General features: G+C 71.7%; 19 protein-coding genes and 1 pseudogene. 13 read left to right on the top strand and 7 right to left on the bottom strand.

Going from position 1 to position 22264, the window contains the following annotated elements; translation table 11 throughout:
* Positions 1-253 precede the first annotated feature (253 nt).
* The 3 genes and pseudogenes from ACFY0T_RS03725 to ACFY0T_RS03735 all read left to right on the top strand — a co-directional run bounded on the left by ACFY0T_RS03725 (position 254) and on the right by ACFY0T_RS03735 (position 3782).
* Positions 254-1791 (top strand): annotated as a pseudogene (locus tag ACFY0T_RS03725) (MFS transporter).
* 68 nt (positions 1792-1859) lie between these two features.
* Positions 1860-3002 (top strand): DUF2330 domain-containing protein, encoded by a 1143-nt coding sequence (locus ACFY0T_RS03730; protein WP_388864370.1) that lies wholly within the window; start codon positions 1860-1862, stop codon positions 3000-3002.
* Positions 3003-3110: 108 nt separating this feature from the next.
* Positions 3111-3782 carry an O-methyltransferase gene (locus ACFY0T_RS03735; protein WP_388864371.1) on the top strand — a complete coding sequence of 224 codons (672 nt, stop codon included), beginning with the start codon at positions 3111-3113 and terminating at the stop codon, positions 3780-3782.
* 23 nt (positions 3783-3805) lie between these two features.
* Here ACFY0T_RS03735 and ACFY0T_RS03740 read toward each other — a convergent pair whose 3' ends face one another.
* Positions 3806-4201, bottom strand: coding sequence for a hypothetical protein (locus ACFY0T_RS03740; protein ID WP_388864372.1), 396 nt, complete (start codon positions 4199-4201; stop codon positions 3806-3808).
* A gap of 139 nt (positions 4202-4340) precedes the next feature.
* On the opposite strand from ACFY0T_RS03740, the gene ACFY0T_RS03745 reads away from it, so the two are divergent.
* Positions 4341-4745, top strand: coding sequence for a DUF1992 domain-containing protein (locus ACFY0T_RS03745; RefSeq protein ID WP_388864373.1), 405 nt, complete (start codon positions 4341-4343; stop codon positions 4743-4745).
* A gap of 119 nt (positions 4746-4864) precedes the next feature.
* Here ACFY0T_RS03745 and ACFY0T_RS03750 read toward each other — a convergent pair whose 3' ends face one another.
* Both ACFY0T_RS03750 and ACFY0T_RS03755 read right to left on the bottom strand, forming a co-directional pair.
* A complete protein-coding gene (locus ACFY0T_RS03750; RefSeq protein WP_388864374.1) occupies positions 4865-5629 on the bottom strand; it encodes a hypothetical protein in 765 nt (254 codons plus the stop codon).
* Between the two features lie 5 nt (positions 5630-5634).
* Entirely contained in the window at positions 5635-6297 is a 663-nt protein-coding gene (locus ACFY0T_RS03755; protein ID WP_388864375.1) for a hypothetical protein, read from the bottom strand.
* A gap of 187 nt (positions 6298-6484) precedes the next feature.
* On the opposite strand from ACFY0T_RS03755, the gene ACFY0T_RS03760 reads away from it, so the two are divergent.
* Complete coding sequence (locus ACFY0T_RS03760) at positions 6485-7003, top strand: GNAT family N-acetyltransferase (RefSeq protein WP_388864376.1); 519 nt, start codon at positions 6485-6487, stop codon at positions 7001-7003.
* Between the two features lie 64 nt (positions 7004-7067).
* Here ACFY0T_RS03760 and ACFY0T_RS03765 read toward each other — a convergent pair whose 3' ends face one another.
* Complete coding sequence (locus ACFY0T_RS03765) at positions 7068-9164, bottom strand: DHA2 family efflux MFS transporter permease subunit (RefSeq protein ID WP_388864377.1); 2097 nt, start codon at positions 9162-9164, stop codon at positions 7068-7070.
* Between the two features lie 210 nt (positions 9165-9374).
* Between ACFY0T_RS03765 and ACFY0T_RS03770 the strand changes: the two genes are divergently transcribed.
* Positions 9375-10370, top strand: coding sequence for a peptidoglycan-binding protein (locus tag ACFY0T_RS03770; protein WP_388864378.1), 996 nt, complete (start codon positions 9375-9377; stop codon positions 10368-10370).
* A 724-nt stretch (positions 10371-11094) separates the two neighbouring features.
* Here the strand turns inward: ACFY0T_RS03770 and ACFY0T_RS03775 are convergent.
* Both ACFY0T_RS03775 and ACFY0T_RS03780 read right to left on the bottom strand, forming a co-directional pair.
* Positions 11095-11760, bottom strand: a complete 666-nt coding sequence (locus ACFY0T_RS03775; protein WP_388864379.1) for an HAD-IA family hydrolase — start codon at positions 11758-11760, stop codon at positions 11095-11097.
* 692 nt (positions 11761-12452) lie between these two features.
* Positions 12453-13034, bottom strand: a complete 582-nt coding sequence (locus tag ACFY0T_RS03780) for a TMEM165/GDT1 family protein (protein ID WP_388864380.1) — start codon at positions 13032-13034, stop codon at positions 12453-12455.
* Between the two features lie 499 nt (positions 13035-13533).
* Here ACFY0T_RS03780 and ACFY0T_RS03785 point away from each other — a divergent pair, with 499 nt between their 5' ends.
* The 5 genes from ACFY0T_RS03785 (at position 13534) to ACFY0T_RS03805 (ending at position 19682) form a co-directional block, all read left to right on the top strand.
* The gene (locus ACFY0T_RS03785; protein WP_388864381.1) at positions 13534-14178 is read left to right on the top strand and encodes an HNH endonuclease family protein; all 645 of its coding nucleotides are present in this window, start codon (positions 13534-13536) and stop codon (positions 14176-14178) included.
* 110 nt (positions 14179-14288) lie between these two features.
* Positions 14289-15968, top strand: a complete 1680-nt coding sequence (locus ACFY0T_RS03790) for an alkaline phosphatase D family protein (RefSeq protein WP_388864382.1) — start codon at positions 14289-14291, stop codon at positions 15966-15968.
* Positions 15969-16392: 424 nt separating this feature from the next.
* Positions 16393-18300: an FAD/NAD(P)-binding protein gene (locus ACFY0T_RS03795; protein ID WP_388864383.1), complete on the top strand. Its 1908-nt coding sequence runs from the start codon at positions 16393-16395 to the stop codon at positions 18298-18300.
* Between the two features lie 86 nt (positions 18301-18386).
* A complete protein-coding gene (locus ACFY0T_RS03800) occupies positions 18387-18836 on the top strand; it encodes a DoxX family protein (RefSeq protein WP_388864384.1) in 450 nt (149 codons plus the stop codon).
* 222 nt (positions 18837-19058) lie between these two features.
* On the top strand, positions 19059-19682 hold the full coding sequence (locus ACFY0T_RS03805) for a DedA family protein (protein WP_388864385.1): 624 nt from the start codon (positions 19059-19061) through the stop codon (positions 19680-19682).
* Between the two features lies 1 nt (position 19683).
* On the opposite strand, the gene ACFY0T_RS03810 is transcribed toward ACFY0T_RS03805, so the two are convergent.
* Entirely contained in the window at positions 19684-19911 is a 228-nt protein-coding gene (locus ACFY0T_RS03810) for a DUF2277 domain-containing protein (RefSeq protein ID WP_388864386.1), read from the bottom strand.
* Between the two features lie 300 nt (positions 19912-20211).
* Here ACFY0T_RS03810 and ACFY0T_RS03815 point away from each other — a divergent pair, with 300 nt between their 5' ends.
* Complete coding sequence (locus ACFY0T_RS03815) at positions 20212-20985, top strand: MBL fold metallo-hydrolase (RefSeq protein WP_388864387.1); 774 nt, start codon at positions 20212-20214, stop codon at positions 20983-20985.
* Positions 20986-21127: 142 nt separating this feature from the next.
* Positions 21128-22042 carry a ketopantoate reductase family protein gene (locus tag ACFY0T_RS03820; RefSeq protein ID WP_388864388.1) on the top strand — a complete coding sequence of 305 codons (915 nt, stop codon included), beginning with the start codon at positions 21128-21130 and terminating at the stop codon, positions 22040-22042.
* Positions 22043-22264: the final 222 nt, after the last annotated feature.

The following is a 22264-nucleotide window of genomic DNA, read 5'->3' on the forward strand; positions in this document are numbered from 1 at the left end:
TGCGAACCCCGAGAGGCTCGCACCACCCCCGCTGTGAGACGCAGGCAACCCCCTCTTCACCTGACGGCCTCCCGTCTTTTGTCCGGATGACGATAGTGCGCGAACGGTTCGGTGACCCCCTCGCTCCGCGACATAGATCACAGACAGGCCATCGAAAAGGGATTCCCAGCCGCTTCATCACCCCTGCGTACGACGTATTCGTGCGCTCTGTGCAGTGAGTCGCGTACGGCACGTAATGCAGATGAATGCCCCTATGGTCGCTTTTCGGTCCGCCCCCGGGTGGGCCGATTCCGGTCCGCCCCCGGATGGGCCGATTCCGGTCCCGCTCCGTCCCCGGGTGGGCCGCGTCCCTGTCCCCGTCGAAAGGCATGCCCTTGTCATCCGCCACGACCGTCGCGCCCGTCGTCCCCGGACCCCGGACTCCCGCACCACCGGAGGCCACCGTCACCGACCCCGCCCTGGTGAAACGCGCCGTGAAGGCCGCCGCCCTGGGCAACGCGATGGAGTGGTTCGACTTCGGCGTCTACAGCTACATCGCGGTGACCCTGGGCAAGGTCTTCTTCCCGTCGGGCAACCCCACCGCGCAACTGCTCTCCACCTTCGGCGCCTTCGCCGCGGCCTTCCTCGTCCGCCCGCTCGGCGGCATGGTCTTCGGCCGCTCGGCGACCTCCCCCACGCCTTAAGGGCGTGGGGGGACCCCCAGGCCGTCAGAAGGTCCTCGCGCTCACCATGATCATGATGGCCGCGGGCACCTTCGCGATCGGCCTGATCCCGTCGTACGCGACGATCGGCGTCGGGGCGCCCCTGCTGCTCCTGGCGGCCCGTCTGGTGCAGGGCTTCTCGACCGGCGGCGAGTACGCGGGCGCGTCGACCTTCATCGCCGAGTACGCGCCCGACAAGAAGCGCGGCTTCCTCGGCAGCTGGCTGGAGTTCGGCACGCTCGCCGGATACATCGGCGGCGCGGGCCTGGTGACCCTCATGACCGCCTTCCTCTCCACCGAGGACCTGCTGTCCTGGGGCTGGCGCGTGCCGTTCCTGATCGCGGGCCCGATGGGCATCATCGGCCTCTACCTGCGGATGCGCCTCGAGGAGACCCCGGCGTTCGCGGCGGAGCTGGAGAAGTCCTCTCAAAAGGAGAAGGACCGCCCCAAGGTGCCGCTGCGCGAGATGATCACCGGCCAGTGGCGCGCCCTGCTGCTGTGCATGGGCCTGGTGCTGGTCTTCAACGTCACCGACTACATGCTGCTCTCCTACATGCCGAGCTATCTGACCAGCGAGCTCAAGTACGACGAGACGCACGGCCTGCTCGTCGTGCTCGGGGTCATGGCGCTGATGATGATCGTGCAGCCCTTCGCGGGCGCCCTCACCGACCGGATCGGCCGCCGCCCGGTGATCGCCGCGGGCTGCGCCGGCTTCCTGGCCCTCTCCATCCCGGCCGTGCTGCTGATCCGCCAGGGCAGTCTGCTCGCGGTCGCGCTCGGCATGGGCGCCCTCGGTCTGCTCCTGGTCTGCTTCACCGCCGCGATGCCCGCGGCGCTCCCCGCGCTCTTCCCGACGAAGGTCCGCTACGGCTCGCTGTCCATCGGCTTCAACGTCTCCGTCTCGCTCTTCGGCGGCACGACCCCGCTGGTGGTCACGGCGCTCATCGGGGCGACCGGGAACATGATGATGCCCGCCTACTACATGATGGCCGCGGCCGTGATCGGCGGCGTGGCGGTGTGGTTCATGACGGAGTCGGCGGGACGGCCGCTGCCGGGCTCGGCGCCCTCCGTCGAGCCTTCGGTGCGCTGACCTGGAACCGTGGCTTCCGTCGTGTCGTCTGAGACCCTGTCCGACGGCACGACGGAAGGCTACGGGGGATGTTGCGCGACATACGGACGCGTTGGTCGAGTTTCGTACGGGGGCGGGTCCTGACCGTCCTCCTGGCGCTGTTGGGGATCCAGCTCGGATCGCTGGTGGCACCGGCGTACGCCTGCGGGTGCGGCGCGATGGTGCCGGACGGCACCCGGCACGTCACCGTGAACCGCGAGATGTCCGTCGTCCGCTGGGACGGCCGCCAGGAACAGATCGTGATGAGCCTGACGGTCTCCGGGGACGCCCACAAGGCCGCGTGGATCATGCCGGTGCCGCACCGCGCGACGGTGAAGCTGGGCGACAGCGCGCTGTTCGACCAACTCGACGAGGCGACCGCGCCCGAGCACCGCACCCGGCACTACTTCTGGCCGGACAGCGGCGACTGGCCCTTCGCGGGCGACGACGACAGCGCGGACGCCCCACGAGCCGGCGCGACGGCACCCTCCGTCGGCGTCGTCGGGCGCGAGCGCCTCGGCCCCTTCGACGTGGCCCGCCTGACCGCCACCGACTCCGACGCGCTCGGCGACTGGCTCGCCGACAACGGCTTCGCCCTCCCCGACCGCCTCGACCAGGCGCTGCGCCCGTACGTCGACCAGGGCTGGGAGTACGTGGCGATCCGCCTCGCCCCGGAGAAGACCGACACCCCGCTCGGCGGCACCCTCGACCCGCTCCACCTCACCTTCGCCAGCGACAGGCTGGTCTACCCGATGCGGCTGTCCCGCCTGGCCAGGACCCCGCAGTCGCTGGGCCTGTACGTCCTGGCCGCGCACCGCATGGAGCCGACCTCGGCGATCGGCGGGGACCAGCCGGTGGTCTCGTACGCGGGCCGCGTCTCCTCGACGTCGGGTGCGCTGGCCCCGCTGGCGACCGACGGCACCGACTTCCTCACCGCCCTCGACCAGGAGTTCCCGCAGCCGTCGAAGATCTGGGGCGACCACGTACTGCACCGCGCGGCGAGCGACGCGACGTACCGCAGGGTGATCTACGAGGACCGGCTGCTGAGGGTCGGCGGGGTCCCGGCGTGGCTGCTGACGGTGGGCGGCGTGTTGTCGGCGGCCGTCGTGGTCGTGGCGATCCGCGTACGGGCCCGCAGGCGCCGTCCGGTGCTGCCGCCCCCTCCGGTGCAGGCACCGCCGCCGATCGGCTGACGTCGCGGGTGAACACCCGGAAACCCGCTGGCGAGCGCGTGCGCCCGCGACTAGATTCGCGGGGGGACTAGTTAGGGCATCTAACTAGACATACGAAAGGCATGGTGCATGAGCGAGTCGCAACGCTGGAACGACGTCGACGACTACTTCACCACCCTCCTCGCCCCGGCCGACGACATCCTGGCCGCCGCGCTGCGCGACAGCGACGCGGCCGGGCTGCCGCCCATCAACGTCGCGCCGAACCAGGGCAAGCTGCTCCAGCTCCTCGCCCAGATCCAGGGCGCCCGCCGTGTCCTGGAGATCGGCACGCTCGGCGGCTACAGCACGATCTGGCTGGGCCGCGCCCTCCCGGCCGACGGCCGGCTGATCACCTTCGAGTACGACGCCAAGCACGCCGAGGTCGCCCGCGGCAACCTCGCCCGCGCCGGCCTCGACAAGATCGCCGAGGTGCGGGTGGGCCCCGCCCTGGAGTCGCTGCCCAAGCTGGCCGAGGAGAACCCGGAGCCGTTCGACTTCGTCTTCATCGACGCCGACAAGGTGAACAACCCGCACTACATCGACTGGGCCGTCAAGCTCACCCGCCCCGGCAGCCTGATCGTCCTCGACAACGTCGTACGGGGCGGCGCGATCACCGACGCGGCCAGCACCGACCCGAGCGTGCGGGGGACGCGGGCCGCGCTCGAACTGATCGCCTCCCACCCGAAGTTGAGCGGTACGGCGATCCAGACGGTGGGGATCAAGGGGTACGACGGGTTCGCGCTGGCGCGGGTGCTGGCGTAACCGCGGCTGGGGTCCAGGGCCCCCTAGGCCTCGTGATAGAAGCCCACGTTCACGGTGCGCGGGCCGGTGCGGTCCTGGATGACCAGCTCTCCGGAACTGCCCGCGGGGAGCTTGGCCGTGCCGCCGTACGGGAAGCTCTGAGGCGGCTGACCGGCCAGCGTCAGCCGTACCTCGGAGGACGGCTCCGGGTGCGAGCCGCGCAGCCAGGTGACCTGCCAGGAGCCGTCCGGGCCGCACAGGAACTCCAGGTGGACCCGGGACACGAACAGCCAGTCGTCGGGGGTCGCGAGACGGCACACGGCCCGGTCCCGGCCCACCCGCAACACGGCTCCGGGGTCGCTCGGCGCGTCGGCCATCAGCATTCCGGCCGTCGCACCCGCGTCCGCCCCGGACACCGAGGCCATGGTGAGTTCGAGCACGCGCGCTCCTTCGTGTGGTGCTGGGCCAATGTGTTTGGCGCAGGTCCAATTGTCCTCGCGCGGGGCACCGTTGGCGCACCGCCGCCGCATGATAATTCGACCGATCGCCCCGCCGTGCGGCCTCCGGCACAATGGACTCATGACCGAGCGCAAGCCACCCGGTGTCAGCTTCGAGTCCTGGATCGACAGACAGATCCGCGACGCGCAGGCGCGCGGCGAGTTCGCCGAACTTCCGGGCGCGGGCAAGCCACTGCCGCAGGCCACCGACACGTCGTACGACGAACTGTGGTGGATCAAGCAGAAGATGGCCCGCGAGGGGCTGTCCGTCCTCCCGCCGTCGCTGGCGCTGCGCAAGGAGGCCGAGGACGCGCTCGCCGCGGCGTCCGCCGCCCCCTCGGAGCGGGTCGTCCGCCGGATCGTCGAGGACATCAACACCAAGATCCGCGAGATGATGTTCAAACCCCCGCCCGGCCCTCCCCTCGGCCTCAAGCCGTACGACGTGGAGGAGATCGTCCGGGACTGGCACGAGCGCCGGGAGAGCTGACCCGGCGGCAGCAGTGAGGGCCGCGCCCCGGGACATGGTCCGGGGCGCGGCCCTCACGGTTGCCGTGAGTCCAGCGCGTACGCGAAGGTCGTGCGCAGAGCTCGTACGCGGGGTCGTGCTCAGAGCCGGAGGAGGCGCTCCGTCATGTCGCGGTAGTCCCGGAGGGCCAGCCGGAGGTCTTCGGTGGACGGGGTGGACCGGGTGGACGGCGTGGACGGGGTGGCCTCGTCGCCCGGCTGCCAGGACGTCCGGAGCGTGCGGCGGCGGTGGGCCACGGCCTCCGTGAAGCGTGCGGCCAGCTCCTCCAGTACGTGGTCGGCCTCCTCCACGGCGTCCCGAGGGCCGTCGACGAAGCCGCCGACCGCGTGCCGCAGCCGCAGCGAGAACTTCTCGCACTCGTCCTCGCGGAGCAGGCGCGCTGCGGCCCGGCCACGGACGCCGACGTCCCTGGCAGCGGTCGAATCGCCGTCGGCGCGAGGGGTGGACGGGGACTCGTCCCCGCGCCCGGTACCGGCGCCTTCGCGAGGCGCGGCAACGGGATGGTGCCGCTCGGCCTGGTGTACTGCGGTGCCCTCGCCGGACGCGGCGGTGGCGCCGGGACGGGCCCGTTCTTGCTCACCGCTCGGGGACTCGTGGGCGGGGGTTGCGGGGGTGGGGGTTGCGGGGGCCGGGGTCGCGGGGGCGGGGAGCTCGATGCCCTGTTCGGGCGCGGTGCCTGTGCCGGGACGGTCCGGCGTCTCCGCGCGGGCCGCCGTGCCCTCGCCCACCATGGCCTTGGTGGGCGCAGGGGCTGCTTCGGTCGTGTCCGGGGCGCCCGCGCGGCCCTTCATCGCCTCGCGGCGGCGTGTTTCTTCGGTGCCGTTACCTGATGTCGCGTCCTTCACGTTCCTCAACTCCCCTTTGCGTGGCGCCTGGTGAACGCCCACGGCAGGTGGCCGCCCCGACCGTCGGAGGAGGGGGAGGGGGAGGGCTCGGGGCGGGCGGTGGCCTGGCGGGGCGGCGTCAGCAGGTCCTCGAAGAGGGCGCGGGCCTCGATCATGGCCTCGCGCATCTCCTCCGTGTCAGCCTGCCGCTCCGGCGTCCCGCCGGTGCGGGCCGACGCGGCACGGTGCACGCGACGGTAGCCGTGGACGTGCTGCCCGTGGTGGACGGAGAGCGCGGCGACCTGCTCCTCGTAACGGCCCCCATCGGGGAACCCGCGCACGCCGGCCAGCTCACCGAGCAGCTGGTCGGCCTCGGCCACCGCCTCCCGCGGCGCATCGACGAAGCGTTCCTGGGCGGCCGTCCAGCGGGCCGCGTACCGTTCGCGGTCCGCGGGCTCCAACGGCCGCTCCCGCAGCGCACCGTGCCGCTCCACCCGCTCGGCCAGGTCGCGCTCGGCGGCCCTGGCGTCACCGTCGTGCCGGGCGACGGTCCGGTCGTACTCGGGCCCGAAGCGCCGGCGCAGTCTGCGCCCGCCCTGGGGCCTCCGGGCGAGGAGGGTCACTGCGGCCGCGACAACGACAACGGCCGCCACGATCACGATCAGAGCGATGATCACGCCTGTGGACATGGATGCCTTCCGAGGTTCTCGACCCAACGGGCCGGTTCCCGGACCGGGTTGCCCGGAAGCCGCCCCTCAAACAGGCCGCGTCACGGCGCGAAGCGCCGCAGCCCCCAGCTCAGTTTCCCTACTGCCCCTGACAGTCCGTCGAAATCCGCTTGCGGGGCCGGGGCGGTGCCTCACAACAATGACCGTCATGACCCGTACGCGTACGACGACTTCCTGGACCGTCGCCCCCGAACCCTTCGACTCCCCCGTCGCCGCCGCGCTGTGGCGGACGTACTACACGGAGGTCAGCGACCGCTGGTACCTGCTGCACGAAGGGCGTACGACGGATCCCGACGAACTGGAGCGGGAGGTCGCGGCGCGGACGGGCAGCGAGTTCGCGGCGCCCACCGGAGTGCTCCTGGTCGCTCGGTACGACGGGGAGCCCGGGGGCACGGCGGGCGTGCGGATGCTGGACGCCACGACGGGCGAACTGAGCCGTGTCTTCGTCCGTGAGGAACTGCGCGGCAAGGGCGGCGGCCCCGTGCTGCTCGCCGCGGCCGAGGAGGCGGCACGCGCCCTGGGCGCCGAGCGGCTGATCCTCGACACCCGCAGCGACCTCGTCGAGGCACGTGCGCTGTACGCCCGGCACGGCTACGAGGAGACCGCGGCGCACAACGACGACATCTATGCCGAGCACTGGTTCAGGAAGGAGCTGAAGCCGACCTGACCGGCTGGCTCAGGGGGTTCGGGTTCGGAACGCCGGCGGTTCGGGACTCCGGGCGGTCAGAGGCTCAGGCCGGCTTCCCCTGCGTGCGCGGCACCGTCCCCTCGTGCGGGCGCTCCGCGTCGGAGCCGCACATCTCGGCGTTCAGTTCCTGGACCAGCTGGGCCAGGTCGGTGGGGCGGTCCGGGCCCCACCAGTCGCCCAGCAGTTCGGCGAGGGACTCCTCGCGGGCCTTGGCGAGTTTCTCGGCGGCCTCCCTGCCCTGCTCGGTCAGGACGAGGTCGAGCCCCTCGCGCAGAGCGAGCCTGCGCTCCTCCACCTGCCGGGCGGCGGCGAGGATGATGGGCAGCGGTACGGCGCTGCGCTCGGCCAGCTCCGCGGGCTCCGCCCACCCGTACTTCCTGATCCGCAGCAGCAGCCAGCTCGCGGCGGGCAACAGGTCCAGGCCCGCCCGCTCGGTGATCTTCTCGTAGATCCGGCGCCGCCCCTCCCGGGTGCCGAGCACCGACAGCGCCCGGCACACCTCGTCGTACGACGACCGCTCCACCGGATTGCTGGCGAGCGTCTCCGTGACGTCCGGCGCGGTGACGGATCCGCGCAGCTTGTCCTCGCGCAGGAACCAGGCCAGTACGAAGCCGAGAAGCGCGACCGGGGCGGCGTACAGGAAGACGTCCGTGATGGACGTCGCGTACGCGTGCATGACGGGCTGCTGCAGATGCGACGGCAGGTCGGCGATGCCCTTCGGGTCGGCCTTGAGGGAGTTCGGGGTGATGCCCGCAGGGAGCCGCTGCCCGCTGAGCACGGCTGTCAGGTTGTCGCCGAGGCGGCTCGCGAAGACCGTGCCGAAGATGGCGACGCCGAACGAGGCGCCGATGGAGCGGAAGAAGGTCACGCCCGAGGTGGCGACCCCCAGATCCTCGTACGACACCGCGTTCTGCACGATCAGGACCAGTACCTGCATGACCAGGCCGAGGCCCAGCCCGAAGACGAAGAAGTACGAGCTCATCTTGCCCGTCCCGCTGTTCTCGTCGAGCTGGTGGAGCAGGAGGAGGCCGACCGTGGTGACCCCCGTGCCCGCGATGGGGAACACCTTCCAGCGGCCGGTGCGGCTGACGATCTGCCCGGAGACCGTGGAGGAGAGCAGCAGGCCGAACACCATCGGCAGCATGTGCACACCGGACAGCGTGGGCGACACGCCCTGCACCACCTGGAGGAAGGTCGGCAGATAGGTCATCGCGCCGAACATCGCGAAGCCGACGATGAAGCTGATCACGGCGGAGAGGGTGAAGGTGCGGATGCGGAAGAGTTTGAGGGGAAGGACGGGTTCGGCGGCCTTCCCTTCCACGGCCACGAACGCCACGGCCAGGACCACGCCGAGGACCGCGAGGCCGATGATCTGCGGCGAGCTCCAGCTCCAGGTGGTACCGCCGAGCGAGGCCACCAGGATCAGGCTGGTGGCGACCGCGGCGATCAGGAGGGTGCCGAGATAGTCGATGACGTGCTGCGCGGCCTTCCTGGGGATGTGCAGGACCGTCGCGATCACGGCGAGCGCGACGATGCCGACAGGCAGGTTGATGTAGAAGACCCAGCGCCAGCTGAGGTGCTCGGTGAACAGCCCGCCGAGCAGCGGTCCCAGCACGCTGGTCGCACCGAAGACGGCGCCGAACAACCCCTGATATTTCCCCCGTTCACGCGGCGAAACGATGTCGCCGACGATCGCCATCGACAGCACCAACAGACCGCCGCCGCCAAGTCCTTGCAGCGCCCGGAAGCCGATGAGCTGGGGCATGTTCTGCGCCATGCCGCACAGCGCGGACCCGATCAGGAAGATCACGATCGCGGCCTGGAACAGCTTCTTCCGGCCGTACTGGTCGCCGAGCTTGCCCCACAGCGGGGTCGCCGCGGTCGACGCGAGCAGGTACGCGGTGACCACCCAGGACAGGTGCTCCAGACCGCCGAGGTCGCTCACGATCGTCGGCAGCGCCGTCGACACGATCGTCTGGTCGAGCGCGGCGAGCAGCATGCCGAGCAGCAGGGCGCCGATCGAGACGAAGACGCTGCCGTGCACGGTGTCGCGGGCGTCGGCGGCGGCTGCGGCGCGGCGCCGCACGGCGGACTCGTTCACGCCGGTCGGCGCGTCCGCTCCTGGTACGTCGCCCGTCATGCAGGCCTCCCGTGGGCGCCAAGGGTCTCGGTCTCACTCCATGGTGGTCGGTGTGACCGGTTATGGCCTGTTGAGTCCTCGTTGAGTCCGTAAACCCCTCACTGAGTACTCGCCGAAGCCTCCGGAGGCCGGGATTCCGGGGACTCCTGGAGATTGCGTGAAGGACCTCCGGATAACCTCAGGAGTTCTCCAGGGGGGAGGGACCCACGCGTGACTGAACAGAACAGCCATATTTGCCCCGAGTGCGCGGCGCCCCGCGCGCCGGACGGCACCCCGTCGTGCGCCTGCACACAGCGGGCGTCCGACGCCTTGCGCGATGCGCGTACGGCGGAGGCGGCTGCGGCGGAGGACTTCGATCCCTTGCGGATTCGGCCCTATGTGGAGTTGGGGACGGAAGGCTCCGCGGAGGGCTCCGTAGGGGATGGGGCGTCGGGAGGCGCCGACAACGGGGGCGCGCCCACGATGCGGCTCGCCGCTGTGCCGTCCGAACCGCAGCCGTACGTCGCCGACGTACGGCTGTTCCATGAGCAGCCTCCGCCGACGGCGTCGGCGGAGGCCGGACCACCGGCCGTATCGGACGAGCGGCCCCGGCGTCGGCGGCGTACCGCTGTCCTGGGCGTCGCCGGAGGCGTCGTGGCCGTGGTCGCCGCGGCGGGCATCGCGAGTGGGCTGTTCTCGTACGACGCTCCTGCTCGGGACGGGGCGTTGCCGGAGGATGTGCGGGCGAGCGTGCCGGACGTGTCGTCCGAGGCGGCGACGGTGACGCCGTCGGAGAACGCGCCGTCCACGGCGCCGACGTCGGCGCCTGCCGTACCCGCCCCGTCGCGCAGCGCGAGCCCGTCGCCCTCGGCGTCCCGGTCGAGCGAGTCGGCGACACCGTCCCGGTCGGCCACGCCGACACAGCCGCAGACGCAGACGCCAACGACCGCGACTGCGACTGGCTCGATAGAACCCACGCGGAATGGATCGGACAACCGCCGCGCGCAGACCCTGCGACGCGGCGACAAGGGCCCCGAGGTCACCGAACTCCAGCTGCGCCTACGCCAGTTGTCCGTCTACACGGGCGACGACAACGGCAAGTACGACGACCAGCTCGAACAGGCCGTACGCCGCTACCAGTGGGCGCGAGGCATCACGGCCGACGAGCAGGGCGTGTACGGCAGCGCCACCCGGACGAGCCTGGAGTCGGAAACCGCAGAACCGTGACGCGTGACCGCCCCGCTTTCCGCCGGTGGGTGGGTCGGGGCCGTGTCAGTACATCCGCCCCGTCGACGGTTGCAGCTGGGCGTGGTGCCGTTGCTCGGCCTGGTGACCATCACGGGGCGACGGGGCATTTGATGTACTGACACGGCCCCTCCTGTGGTCTGGCGGCAGCGGGTACGCGGGGGCGCGCGTCGACGGCCGCGGGTACGCAGGCGTCTATGGGCACGGCGGGGCGCGCGTCGACGACTGCGGGTACGCAGACGTCGACGGGCACGTGGGGGCGCGCGCCGACGACTACGGGCACGTGGGGGCGCGCGCCGACGACTACGGGCACGTGGGGGCGCGCGCCGACGACCGCGGGCACGTGGGGGCGCGTGTCGAGGGCTGCGGATACGCGGGGGGCCCGCATCGACGACCGCGGCTACGCGGGGGCGCGCGCCGACGACTACAGGCACGCGGTGGCGTATGCCGACGACGGGCGTGCGTCGACGACCGCGGGCGCATCCCACCCACCCCGCTGGATTCCCACCCACCCCGGCTGCCCTCTCTGGGCTGCCCTCTCTCCCCCCAGCCGACAATCTTTCAGCCCTGGCCAGGCGTCTTCAGCCCGTCCGGCGTTTGAGGACGAGGCCGTTAAGGCCGAAGGGGGGTCTGGGGGCGCAGCCCCCAGGTACGGGATGGGTAGGGGCGGAGGGGGCGAAAAACCCGGGCGGTCACCCCAGGGGTGTCACCCGACGTGGAGTCGAATCGTGCCGTCGCCGACGGCCTCCACCCGCACCTGCGTAAGGTCGCGAACGAGAACGTCCGGGCGGTGGAAGCCCGCCCGGGGCCCCACCCCGACGACCCGCATCCCCGCAGCCCTCCCCGCCGCAATCCCCGCCCCGGAGTCCTCGAAGACAACACAGTCCTCAGGGGCAACCCCCAACTCGGCGGCCCCCTTGAGGAACCCCTCGGGATCCGGCTTGCTCGCGCCGACGGACTCGGCGGTCACCCGCACGTCGGGCAGCCCCAGCCCGGCGGCAGCCATCCGCGCGGTGGACAGGGCCACATCCGCAGAGGTCACAAGCGCGTGCGGCACCTCACCGAGGGAGGCCAGAAACTCCGGGGCACCCGGAATCGCGACGACGCCGTCCATGTCGGCGGTCTCCTCGGCGAGCATCCGCGCATTGTCCGCGTGGTTCTGCTCCATCGGCCGGTCCGGCAACAGCACCGCCATCGACGCGTACCCCTGCCTGCCGTGGACGACCTTCATGACCTCGTCCCCGTCGAGCCCGTGCCGGTCGGCCCAGCGGCGCCAGCAGCGTTCGACGACGGCGTCCGAGTTGACGAGGGTGCCGTCCATGTCGAGCAGGAGGGCGCGGGCGGTCAGAACGGTGGTGGCCGTCATCGGCATGCTCCAAAGCGCGGGAAAGGGGGCCATGGCGCGGCCCCCAGGACAAGGCGGCCCCGCCCGCCGGTCAGGGAGTGCGGGCGGGAGCCACTTTGTTCCTCCACGATACAAAATCGCAGCCCCCGGCGCCACCACTCCTGACCTGCGCCTCAGCCAGCAGACCCCATACAGCCACCCCGGCGACATTGCACAGACACCAATCCGACGCCGCACGGACACCAACAGACACCGACAGGCGCCAACGGACACCAAGGCAGCCAATCCCCAACGGCCCCGCAGCCCTCGACACGCGCCCCCACGTACCCGTAGACGGTCGACACACGCCCCCACGGTGCCCGCGGTCGTCGACGCACGCCCCCACGTGCCCGTAGACGTCGGCGCGCGCCCCCACGTGCCCGTAGACGTCGGCGCGCGCCCCCACGTGCCCGTAGACGTCTGCGTACCCGCAGTCGTCGACGCGCGCCCCCACGTACCCGCTGCCGCCAGACCACGGGAGGGGCCGTGCCAGTACATCAAATGCCCCGTCGCCCCGTGATGGTCACCAGGCCGAGCAACGGCACCACGCCCAGCTGCAACCGTCGACGGGGCGGATGTACTGACACGGCCCCGACCCACCCACCGGCCGGCAGGCAGGCGAACCCGCACGGGCCCCGCCCCACCCCCGGCGGCAGGCGACCCGGCGAGCACACCACACGTCAGCCCGCCACCGCCTCGTACAGGCTCCAGCCCCCCAGCCCCAGCATCAGCACCGCCGCCACCTTCGTGACCAGCTCCAGCGGCACCCGCTTCATCAGGGCCCGGCCGCCGACGATGCCCAGCCCTGCCACCGCCCACAGCGCCAGGACCGCGCCGAGGCCGACGGAGAGCGGGTCGTCGTAGCGGGCCGCGAGGTTCGCCGTCATGATCTGGGTGAGGTCGCCGAACTCTGCGACCAGGATGAGCATGAAGCCCGCCCCCGAGACCTTCCAGAAGCTCTGGTTCTCGGGCTTGCGGATCTCCCCCTCGTCCTCGCCCTTCTTCATCAGCAGCACCGCCGCGCCGCCAAGGAAGAGGACACCGGTCAGCGCGTGCACGATCTGCTGCGGCAGCAGGGTCAGCACGCTGCCCGCAGCGACGGCGAGCGCGACATGGAGGGCGAAGGCGGCGGCGACACCGGCGAAGACGTACGAGGCGCGGTAGCGCGTGCCGAGGACGAGGCCGGCGAGCGCGGTCTTGTCCGGCAGCTCGGCAAGGAAGACGACGCCGAAGACGAGCGCCATCACGGTGAAGCTGATCAAAATTCCTCAATCGGTCGGGCTGCCCCACCGAGAGGTCTGCGACTGCGCTGCGACACCTCGGCACGGCAGCGCACAGCGGTGCCCGCACCGGGAGGCGCGGGCAGGAGCACCCACGCCGGACGAAAAACACGACACGGCACGGGTAGTGCACTGCTTGCCGAAGGTCTCGCTGGCCGGCCCCTCGAACGAGGCCTGCCTCCGGGCGCCGGCTCAGGCGAGCTGAGCAGTATGTCGACGGTCCGGCGAAGAGCTACTCCCCTTCTGCGCCATCCATCGTACGGGATCGGCCGACGGGCACCGTAGGGCCTTTGGTCCCGTCAGCGGCCCCACCAGGCACAGAGCTCACTCGCGGCACACACCCCACCGCAAGTCCTGTCGCGAGCATTGCAATGACATGAACACGTCATTAGCTTCTTACCTGACTCACACCTTCCGGAAATACGCCGCCGCAAGCATGTGCTCGCTCACCCCAACGGCCCCCCGCTCCAAGGGAGTTCGCATGTCCAAGGTCTACGCGCGTCGACGGCTGAGCATACTCGCAGCCGTCACCGGCCTGATAGCCATGGCCGGGATTTTCAACGGCCCCACCGCCTCCGCCGCCCTGCCCACCCCGGTCAGCGCCGCCACTGCCCGGACCTACCTCGCCTCCCTCACCGTGGCGACGGAGGACCGCACCGGCTACAGCCGTGATCTGTTCCCGCACTGGATCACCATCTCCGGCACCTGCAACACCCGCGAGACGGTCCTGAAGCGCGACGGTTCGAACGTCGTCACCGACTCCTCCTGCGCGGCCACCAGCGGCAGCTGGTACTCCGTCTACGACGGCGCCACCTGGACCGCCGCGTCCGACCTCGACATCGACCACCTCGTGCCGCTGGCCGAGGCCTGGGACTCCGGCGCCGACAGCTGGACCACCTCCCAGCGTCAGGCCTTCGCCAACGACCTGACCCGCCCGCAGCTCATCGCCGTCACCGACAACGTGAACCAGGCGAAGGGCGACCAGGACCCGGCCACCTGGATGCCGTCCCGCACCGCCTACGCCTGCACCTACGTCCGTGCCTGGGTCCAGGTGAAGTACTACTACGACCTCTCGGTCGACTCGGCCGAGAAGAGCAAGCTGAGCTCGGTCCTCAGCGGCTGCTGATCCGCGGCGCCCGGCCGAACCGCTCGCGGTTGCCGTTCGCGGTTGCCGGAACCTCCCCACCGACCTCCGTCGTTCCGTACCGTACGGGGCGACGGAGGAGGGTGATCACCATGGCGGAGCTGCGCCTGGGACCGCTGTTGAGATACGTCGACGGCTCGTCCGCGACCTTCTGGGTCGAGGCGAGCCGTCCGTGCGTCGCCGAGGTGCGGTGCGCCGACGGCGCCCGCGGCGAGGCCCGCACGTTCCAAGTCGCGGGCCATCACTACGCGTTGGTGCCGGTGAGCGGACTGACGCCGGGCACGACGGTCGCCTACGAGGTTCTGCTGGACGGCGCCACCGTGTGGCCGCCGGCCGACTCCCGCTTCCCGCCCTCGGTCGTCCGCACCCCGGACGGGGACGCCGCCGTCCGCGTCACCTTCGGCTCCTGCCGCTGGGCCGCGCCGCCCGCGGACGAGAAGGACCCGGTGGGTCCGGACGCGCTGGACACCCTCGCCGCCCGCATCGCCGCGGATCCCGACGGCGAACGCCCGGACGTGCTGCTGCTGTTGGGCGACCAGGTGTACGCCGACGAGGTCTCCAAGGCCACCCGCGCGTGGATCGCCGCGCGGCGCGGTCTCGCCGATCCTTCCCCAAGTTCTCGGCTTCGCTCGAACAAGGGAGACCCCATCGGCCATCAGGTCGCGGACTACGAGGAGTACACCCGGCTGTACTACGAATCGTGGCTCGACCCCGAGATCCGCTGGCTCCTGTCCACCGTGCCGAGCTGCATGATCTTCGACGATCACGACGTCATCGACGACTGGAACACCAGCGCCTCCTGGCTCGCCGACATGCGCGCCACTCCGTGGTGGCGCGAGCGGGTGCTGAGCGGCCTGATGTCGTACTGGGTCCATCAGCACCTCGGCAACCTCTCCCCGAGGGAGCTGTCCGACGACCTGCTGTACGCCGCCGTACGCGAAACCCCCGACGGCACGGACGTGTTGCGGGCCTTCGCCGCCCAGGCGGACGCGGACCCGGCCTCCGTCCGCTGGAGCTACCGCCGCGACTTCGGCCGCACCCGCCTCATCATGCTCGACACCCGCGCGGCCCGCGTCCTGGAGGAGCCGAACCGCGCGATGCTCGATCCGGGGGAGGCGGAGTGGCTGCGCGAACAGGCGCTGGACGCGCCCGGCTCGTACGACCATCTCCTCATCGGCACCTCCCTGCCCTGGCTCCTGCCCCACCTCGTGCACGACGCCGAGGCATGGAACGCCGCGCTCTGCCGGGGCGAACGGGGCGCGCGCTGGGCGCGGTTCGGGGAGGATCTGCGCCGGCGGGCCGATCTGGAGCACTGGGCGGCGTTCCCGGAGTCGTTCGAGGCGCTGACGGCACTGATCGCGGAGGCCGGGTCGGGGGCGGACGCACCGGCGACCGTGCTCGTGCTGTCCGGGGATGTGCATCACGCGTACGTCGCCGAGCCGTCGTGGTCCGGTGGCGTACAGCCCGATGCCCGTGTCCTTCAGCTGACCTGTTCCCCCGTCCACAACTCCATCCCGCTCTCCATACGACTCGGGTTCCGCTTCGGGTGGAGCGGACCGGCCCGGGCGCTCGGCCACTGGTTCGCCCGTCATGGCCGCTGTGCGCGCCCGGCGGTCGACTGGCGGAATACCGGCGGCCCTTGGTTCGGCAACCAGTTGATGACCCTGACGCTGCACGGGCGTTCGGCGTCACTGCGGCTCGAACAGGCGCGGGAGCGGCGCGGCGGGAGGGCCCGGCTCGAGGCGGTCATCGAGTCGGCGCTCAGCCCCTGAGACGACGGTGACGACATCGGAGCGGCCGACCACCACTCCGACGGCAAGAGCTTGGTGACCCGCTGGGAGACCGACTACGGCCGCTCCGGCGAGTGCAAGGACGCCAACGGCGCGGGCAGCGGTGGACCGAGAACCCCTCGGTCCCGGGCGCGCTGACGTGTCCGGGCGCCGCCGAGCCCACGGAGGACGTCCGCACTCCTCCGCAATCGACCGATTCCCTACGCTTGTTGTGCCCGTGACCCGTGATGCTCGTGACGCATCCCACACCCGGCGCCGATCATCCGCTCCAGGGCTCGGCTCCCGCACCGTACGACGGCATGATGAGGCGGACCGTCCGCTTCCAGCGGGCGGTTTGCTGCCATGACCGCCCGCTTCCGGCGGACGGTTCACCGCCCTGCGCCCCACACGCCCGGGAGTCACACCCTTGTCTGCAGCACCGGCCGCGCCCTCCGGGACCAGCCATGTCTCCGTCGCCGTCGTCGGCGCGGGTCCGCGCGGCACCAGCGTTCTGGAACGCCTCTGCGCCTCCGTGCCCGAGCTGATCGCGCCGGGCACGCGGCTGACCGTGCACGTCGTCGATCCGGACCCGCCCGGGCCCGGCCGCGTCTGGCGCACCGCGCAGTCCCCGCATCTGCTGATGAACACCGTGGCCTCGCAGGTGACCCTCTTCACCGACGAGAGCGTGGACTGCTCGGGGCCGATATGTCCGGGGCCGAGCCTGCACGCGTGGGCGGGCGGCGAGCTGGGCCCCGACGACTATCCGACCCGCGCCCAGTACGGCCGCTACCTGGAGTGGGTCTTCGGCGCGGTGGTGCGCGGGGCGCCCGACGCGGTGCGCGTCGAGGTGCACAGCGCCCGCGCGGTACGGCTCGACGACGCGGGCGACGGCCGCCAGACCCTCACCCTGTCCACCGGCCGTACCCTGTCGGGCCTCGCCGCCGTGGTCCTCGCGCAGGGCCATCTGCCGGTGCTCGCGGATCCCGCGGAGCAGCGCCTGGCCGCGTACGCCGAGCGGCACGGCCTGCGCCACATCGCGCCCGCCAACCCCGCCGACGTCGACCTCTCCCCGCTCGCCCCCGGCGAACCGGTCCTGCTGCGCGGCCTCGGCCTCAACTTCTTCGACCACATGGCGCTGTTGACCACGGGCCGCGGCGGCCGTTTCGTCCGGACCCGTGTGGGCCTGCGCTATCTGCCCTCAGGCGACGAGCCCCGTCTGTACGCCGGCTCGCGGCGCGGCATCCCGTACCAGGCGCGCGGTGACAACGCGAAGGGCCCGTACGGCCGCCACACCCCGCTCGTCCTCACCGACGAGGTGATCTCCTGTTTCCGAAAGCGCGTGGACTCCGGTGACGCGCCGGACTTCCTGCGCGAGATATGGCCGTTGGTCGCGAAGGAAGTGGAAACGGTCTATTACGACGGGCTGTTGGGGACGTCGGAGGGCCCGGACTTCCGGGACCGCTTCCTCGCCGTCCCACACCGGAGCCCCCAAGAAGCCGCCCTCCTCGACGAGTTCGGTATCGCGCAGGCCGACCGCTGGTCCTGGGACCGCATGTCACGCCCGTACGCCGGACTCGCCTTCAGCGGCCCCGGCGCCTGGCGGGAGTGGCTGCTCGGCCATCTGCGGGAGGACGCCGCGCAAGCCGCGCTCGGCAATGTCGAAGGGCCGCTGAAGGCCGCCCTCGACGTGCTGCGCGATCTGCGCAACGAGCTGCGGCAGATCGTGGACCACGGCGGGCTGTCGGGCGATTCGCGCCGGGCGCACCTGGACCGTTGGTACACGCCGCTCAACGCCTTTCTCTCCATCGGCCCGCCCCGGCGGCGTATCGAGGAGTTGGCCGCGCTGATCGAGGCGGGCGTCCTGGACGTCCTCGGTCCGCGGCTCGAGGTGCGGGCCGAGGACGGGGCGTGGGTCGCGCACTCCCCCGACGTGCCGGGTTCGGTCGTACGGGCGACGACGCTCGTGGAGGCGCGGCTACCGGAACCGGATCTGCGGCGGACCGCCGACGGCCTGCTCGCCCGGCTGCTGAAGACGGGCCAGTGCCGCCCGCACACCGTGGACGGTTACGAAACCGGAGGGCTGGACGTCACTCCGCGCCCTTATCGCCTGATCGACCGTCAAGGCCGGGCGCACGCACGGCGGTTCGCGTTCGGAGTGCCCACGGAGGGCGTGCACTGGGTGACCGCGGCCGGGGCCAGACCGGGCGTGGATTCGGTCACCCTTTCGGACGCCGACGCGGTGGCGCGGGCGGCGCTACGTGCGGCGATGGCGCAAACGGAACCGCGAGCGGAAGCGGAACCATGGCCAGATGTTGAACTTGCAAGCATTGATTAGGTTCGCCTAACGTTGATGACTCACTCGGTTCCGTCCCCAAGATCCGGTCCCCCATGGACCGGACCAGACCGAAGGAGTTCCCCCACATGACCGGACGCCTCAGCAGCGCCCAGCCGTACGCCATCGGCCTGTTCCGCATCGTCGTCGGCCTGCTCTTCGCCTGCCACGGCGCCGCCTCGCTCTTCGGCGTCCTCGGCGGCGCGATGGGCGGTGGCACCATCCCGGCCGGCACCTGGCCCGGCTGGTACGCAGCCGTGATCCAGCTCGTCGGCGGCTCCCTGGTGCTGCTCGGCCTCGGCACCCGCGCCGCCGCGTTCATCTCGTCGGGCTCGATGGCGTACGCGTACTTCGACGTGCACCAGTCGGCCGCCCTGTGGCCGATCCAGAACGGCGGCGAGCTCTCCGTGCTGTTCTGCTGGACCATGCTCCTGCTCGTCTTCACCGGCTCCGGCGCCCTCGGCCTCGACCAGCTGCTGGCGGGCCGGACCGCCTCGGCCACCGAGGACAAGCGGGCCTCGGAGCCTGTCGCGGCCTGACGCACCTCTGTGCATGACCGACGCCCGTCTCCTCGTACAGGAGGCGGGCGTCGGCATGACGGGCACAGCCGGTGAACGTGATGTGACAGACACATGAGCCCCCCGTGGATCGCCTGTCACACCTGCCGCGTACGCTGTATGGCTGTTACAGGCCGCCCTGCCGCTCCCCGCGACGTCGCGGCGTGGTCGTGGCCTACGGGGGATTTCAGGGGGAGTGTTTCGGTGCTGGAGAGTGTGGGGTCGCTGACGGGCAGCCCATGGATCTACGCGGCGGTGGCCGTGTCCGTTCTTCTTGATGTGTTCCTGCCGCTCCTGCCGAGCGGCGTCCTGGTCATCACGGCGGCCACGGCCGCGGCGGGCTCCGCCACCGGCGCCGTCCCGCACGCCGTACCCGACATCCTGATGCTCACCCTCTGCGCGGCCACGGCCTCCGTCCTCGGCGACCTGGTGGCGTTCCGCCTGGCCTGGCGCGGCGGCGAACGCCTCGACCGGGCCATCGCCCGCTCCCGCCGCCTGACCAGCGCGCAGGAACGTCTCGGCGTGGCCCTCTCGCGCGGTGGCGGCGCCCTGGTCGTCATCGCCCGCTTCGCCCCGGCCGGCCGCTCGGTCGTCTCGCTCGGTGCCGGCGCGGCCCACCGCCGCGTCCGCGAGTTCCTGCCGTGGTCCATACTCGCGGGCCTGACCTGGGCCGGGTACAGCGTCGCCCTCGGCTACTTCGGCGGCCAGTGGCTGGGCGCGACCTGGCTCGCCACGGGGGTTTCCTTCGCGGCGCTGTTCGTCGCGGGCGCCGGAGCGGCGTACCTGATGCGGCGGCCCGCGGTCCAGGAGCCGAGCACCGGCGCCTGACCTATCCCGCGCGCTGCGCCGCCCCGCGTACCTCCAGGCCGCCCAGCAGCTCGGCCGTCGCCGCCGCGATCGCCTCGACCGCGTGGTCGAAGACCTCACGGTTGTGGGCGGCCGGGGCGCTGAAACCGGACACCTTGCGCACGTACTGGAGGGCGGCGGCGCGGATCTCCTCCTCGGTGGCCTCTTCGGGGAGCACGGGCGGGCGGAGTGTTTTGATGCTGCGGCACATACGACCAGTCTCTCGCGCGTACGCCGCCGGAACGGTCACCGGCACCGGGAATCCGAAGCGACCACCGGCCGGGAATCCGCAGCAGTCACCGGTAAGGAATCCGAAGCGGTCACCGGTCGGGAGCTCGGAGGACCCACCGGTCGGGAATCCGAAGCGGTCAGCGGCCTGGAGCTCGAAGAGGCCACCGGGTCGTGAGTCCGGAGGGGCCGCCGGTCGGGAGTCGCGAAGATCCGCTGGTCGGGAGTCCCCACGACCCGCCGGTCGGGAATATGGCCGCTCGCTCCACAGATTGTGCAGAGCATGACCACTGTGGAGATCACTTACGTCGGCGGCCCCACGGCCCTCATCGCGCTCGGCGGCGTACGGCTGCTGACCGATCCGACCTTCGACGCGCCCGGCGAGTACCCCATCGGCGCGCGGAAGCTGGTGAAGACGGCCGGACCCGCGCTCCCGGCCGCGGAGATCGGCGCGGTCGACGCGGTGCTGCTCTCGCACGACCAGCACCCGGACAACCTCGACGCGTCCGGGCGTACGTATCTCGCGGGCGCCCCGCTGACCCTCTCGACGGCATCGGCGTACGACCGTATCGGCGCGCCCGTGCGGGCGGTGCCCTCCTGGGAGCACGTCGAACTGCCGCGTCCCGACGGCGGTGTGCTGCGGGTGGCCGCCGTGCCCGCGCAGCACGGCCCCGACGGCTCGGAGCCGCTGGTGGGCGAGGTGACCGGCTTCGTGCTGTCCGGGGACGGGCTGCCCAAGGTGTACGTGAGCGGCGACAACGCGTCCCTGGACGTCGTCCGTGAGATCGCGGGCCGCGAGGGCCCGTTCGACGTGGCGGTGCTGTTCGCGGGCGCCGCCCGCACCCCGCTGGTGCCGGACGCCCCGCTGACCCTGACGAGCGAGGACGCGGCGCGGGCGGCCGAGATCCTCGGCGTCCGCCATGTCGTGCCGCTGCACTTCGAGCACTGGGGCCACTTCACCCAGGACGGCGCCACACTGACGAAGGCCTTCGCGGAGGCCGGACTCACGGACCGGCTGCACCTGCTGGAGCCCGGAACTTCGGTACGACTCCCTTAGCACTCTCCAACTCCCAACCTCCGACCCCAAGCATTTCCTGGGGTTTGGGCAAGCAACTCCGAGGATTGACTCGGGTGTCCAGCGCTTGTGATCATCGCGGGGGTCCTCGCTCGGGGGCCCTGGCGGAGAGAGGCAAGGACTCATGGCGAATGACCGGCTCACGGTGGCGGTACTGGGCCCGGGCGGGGTCGGCGGTCTGCTCGCCGCGCTCCTGGCGCGCGCCGGGCACCGGGTGATCTGCCTCGCCGGGGACGAGACCGCGCGGGCGCTGGCCGCGAACGGCATCCGCGTACGCAGCGGGCACTTCGGCGACTTCACGGCGCGCGTAGAGGCGGACACCGAGTTGCGCGAGCCCGTCGACGCGTGCCTGATCGCGGTCAAGGCCACGGTGCTCGACGCGGCCCTGGCGCGCGTCCCCGCGAAGGCGCTGGGCGACGACGCCCTGGTCGTCCCGTTCCTGAACGGCGTCGAGCACCCGGCGGTCCTGCGCGAGCGCTACCGCCCCGAGCAGGTGGCACCCGCGGTGATCCGCGTCGAGTCAACTCGCCTGGCAGCGGGAGTAATTGAACACGGCAGCCCCTTCGCGGAAATCGACCTCACCGGCGACACCGCGCCGCGCGCCCGGCTCGACGCGCTGGCCGGAGCCCTGGAGTGGGCCGGCGCGCGCGTCCGCGTCCAGGACGACGAGGCGGCGGCATTGTGGGCCAAGATGTCATTCCTCGCGCCCTTCGCCCTGCTGACAACTCGCTACGGGGTGCCCCTGGGCGACGTACGCACCCTCCACCGCGACGAGTTGATCGCTCTGACCGAGGAAACGGCCACCGTCAGCCGAGCATGCGGCGCCCCCATCGACCCGGCGACGTCCCTCTCCCGCTACGACGCCTTCCCCGCCGCAACCAAGTCCTCCATGCAACGCGACGCGGAGGCGGGCCGCCCCCTCGAACTGGACGCAATCGGCGGCGCGTTGCTACGCGCGGCCGAGCGCCACAGGGTGCCGGTACCCGTGGCGAGATGGCTGGTGAGCGAGCTGGCGTCGTCCAGCCGCTCTGGGGGTTGAGGAGTGGGGGCGGAGCCATTGGTGGCGGGGGCGAAGGGGGCGGAGCCGCCGGGGGCCAGGGCGAAGCCTCGGGGCGGGGCCAGGGCGAAGCCTCGGGGCGGGGCCAGGGCGAAGCCTCGGGGCTGGGACGAAGCCTCAGCAGGGACGGAAGCGCAGCCCTCGGGGGCCAGGGGCGCAACCCCGGCGGGGATCAGGGTGCAGCCCTGGCGGAACCGGAGTGCA

This window comes from Streptomyces sp. NPDC001530, assembly GCF_042894545.1.
In the GTDB taxonomy this organism is placed as follows: domain Bacteria; phylum Actinomycetota; class Actinomycetes; order Streptomycetales; family Streptomycetaceae; genus Streptomyces.

Excerpts from the sequence above, each read along its gene's own strand:
- ACFY0T_RS03775 (WP_388864379.1), bottom strand. The coding sequence starts at position 11,760 with ATGCCGATGACGGCCACCACCGTTCTGACCGCCCGCGCCCTCCTGCTC.
- ACFY0T_RS03800 (WP_388864384.1), top strand. The coding sequence starts at position 18,387 with ATGACCGGACGCCTCAGCAGCGCCCAGCCGTACGCCATCGGCCTGTTC.
- ACFY0T_RS03760 (WP_388864376.1), top strand. The coding sequence starts at position 6,485 with ATGACCCGTACGCGTACGACGACTTCCTGGACCGTCGCCCCCGAACCC.
- ACFY0T_RS03745 (WP_388864373.1), top strand. The coding sequence starts at position 4,341 with ATGACCGAGCGCAAGCCACCCGGTGTCAGCTTCGAGTCCTGGATCGAC.
- ACFY0T_RS03735 (WP_388864371.1), top strand. The coding sequence starts at position 3,111 with ATGAGCGAGTCGCAACGCTGGAACGACGTCGACGACTACTTCACCACC.
- ACFY0T_RS03790 (WP_388864382.1), top strand. The coding sequence starts at position 14,289 with ATGGCGGAGCTGCGCCTGGGACCGCTGTTGAGATACGTCGACGGCTCG.
- ACFY0T_RS03765 (WP_388864377.1), bottom strand. The coding sequence starts at position 9,164 with ATGACGGGCGACGTACCAGGAGCGGACGCGCCGACCGGCGTGAACGAG.
- ACFY0T_RS03755 (WP_388864375.1), bottom strand. The coding sequence starts at position 6,297 with ATGTCCACAGGCGTGATCATCGCTCTGATCGTGATCGTGGCGGCCGTT.
- ACFY0T_RS03785 (WP_388864381.1), top strand. The coding sequence starts at position 13,534 with ATGTCCAAGGTCTACGCGCGTCGACGGCTGAGCATACTCGCAGCCGTC.
- ACFY0T_RS03810 (WP_388864386.1), bottom strand. The coding sequence starts at position 19,911 with ATGTGCCGCAGCATCAAAACACTCCGCCCGCCCGTGCTCCCCGAAGAG.
- ACFY0T_RS03730 (WP_388864370.1), top strand. The coding sequence starts at position 1,860 with ATGTTGCGCGACATACGGACGCGTTGGTCGAGTTTCGTACGGGGGCGG.
- ACFY0T_RS03815 (WP_388864387.1), top strand. The coding sequence starts at position 20,212 with ATGACCACTGTGGAGATCACTTACGTCGGCGGCCCCACGGCCCTCATC.
- ACFY0T_RS03820 (WP_388864388.1), top strand. The coding sequence starts at position 21,128 with ATGGCGAATGACCGGCTCACGGTGGCGGTACTGGGCCCGGGCGGGGTC.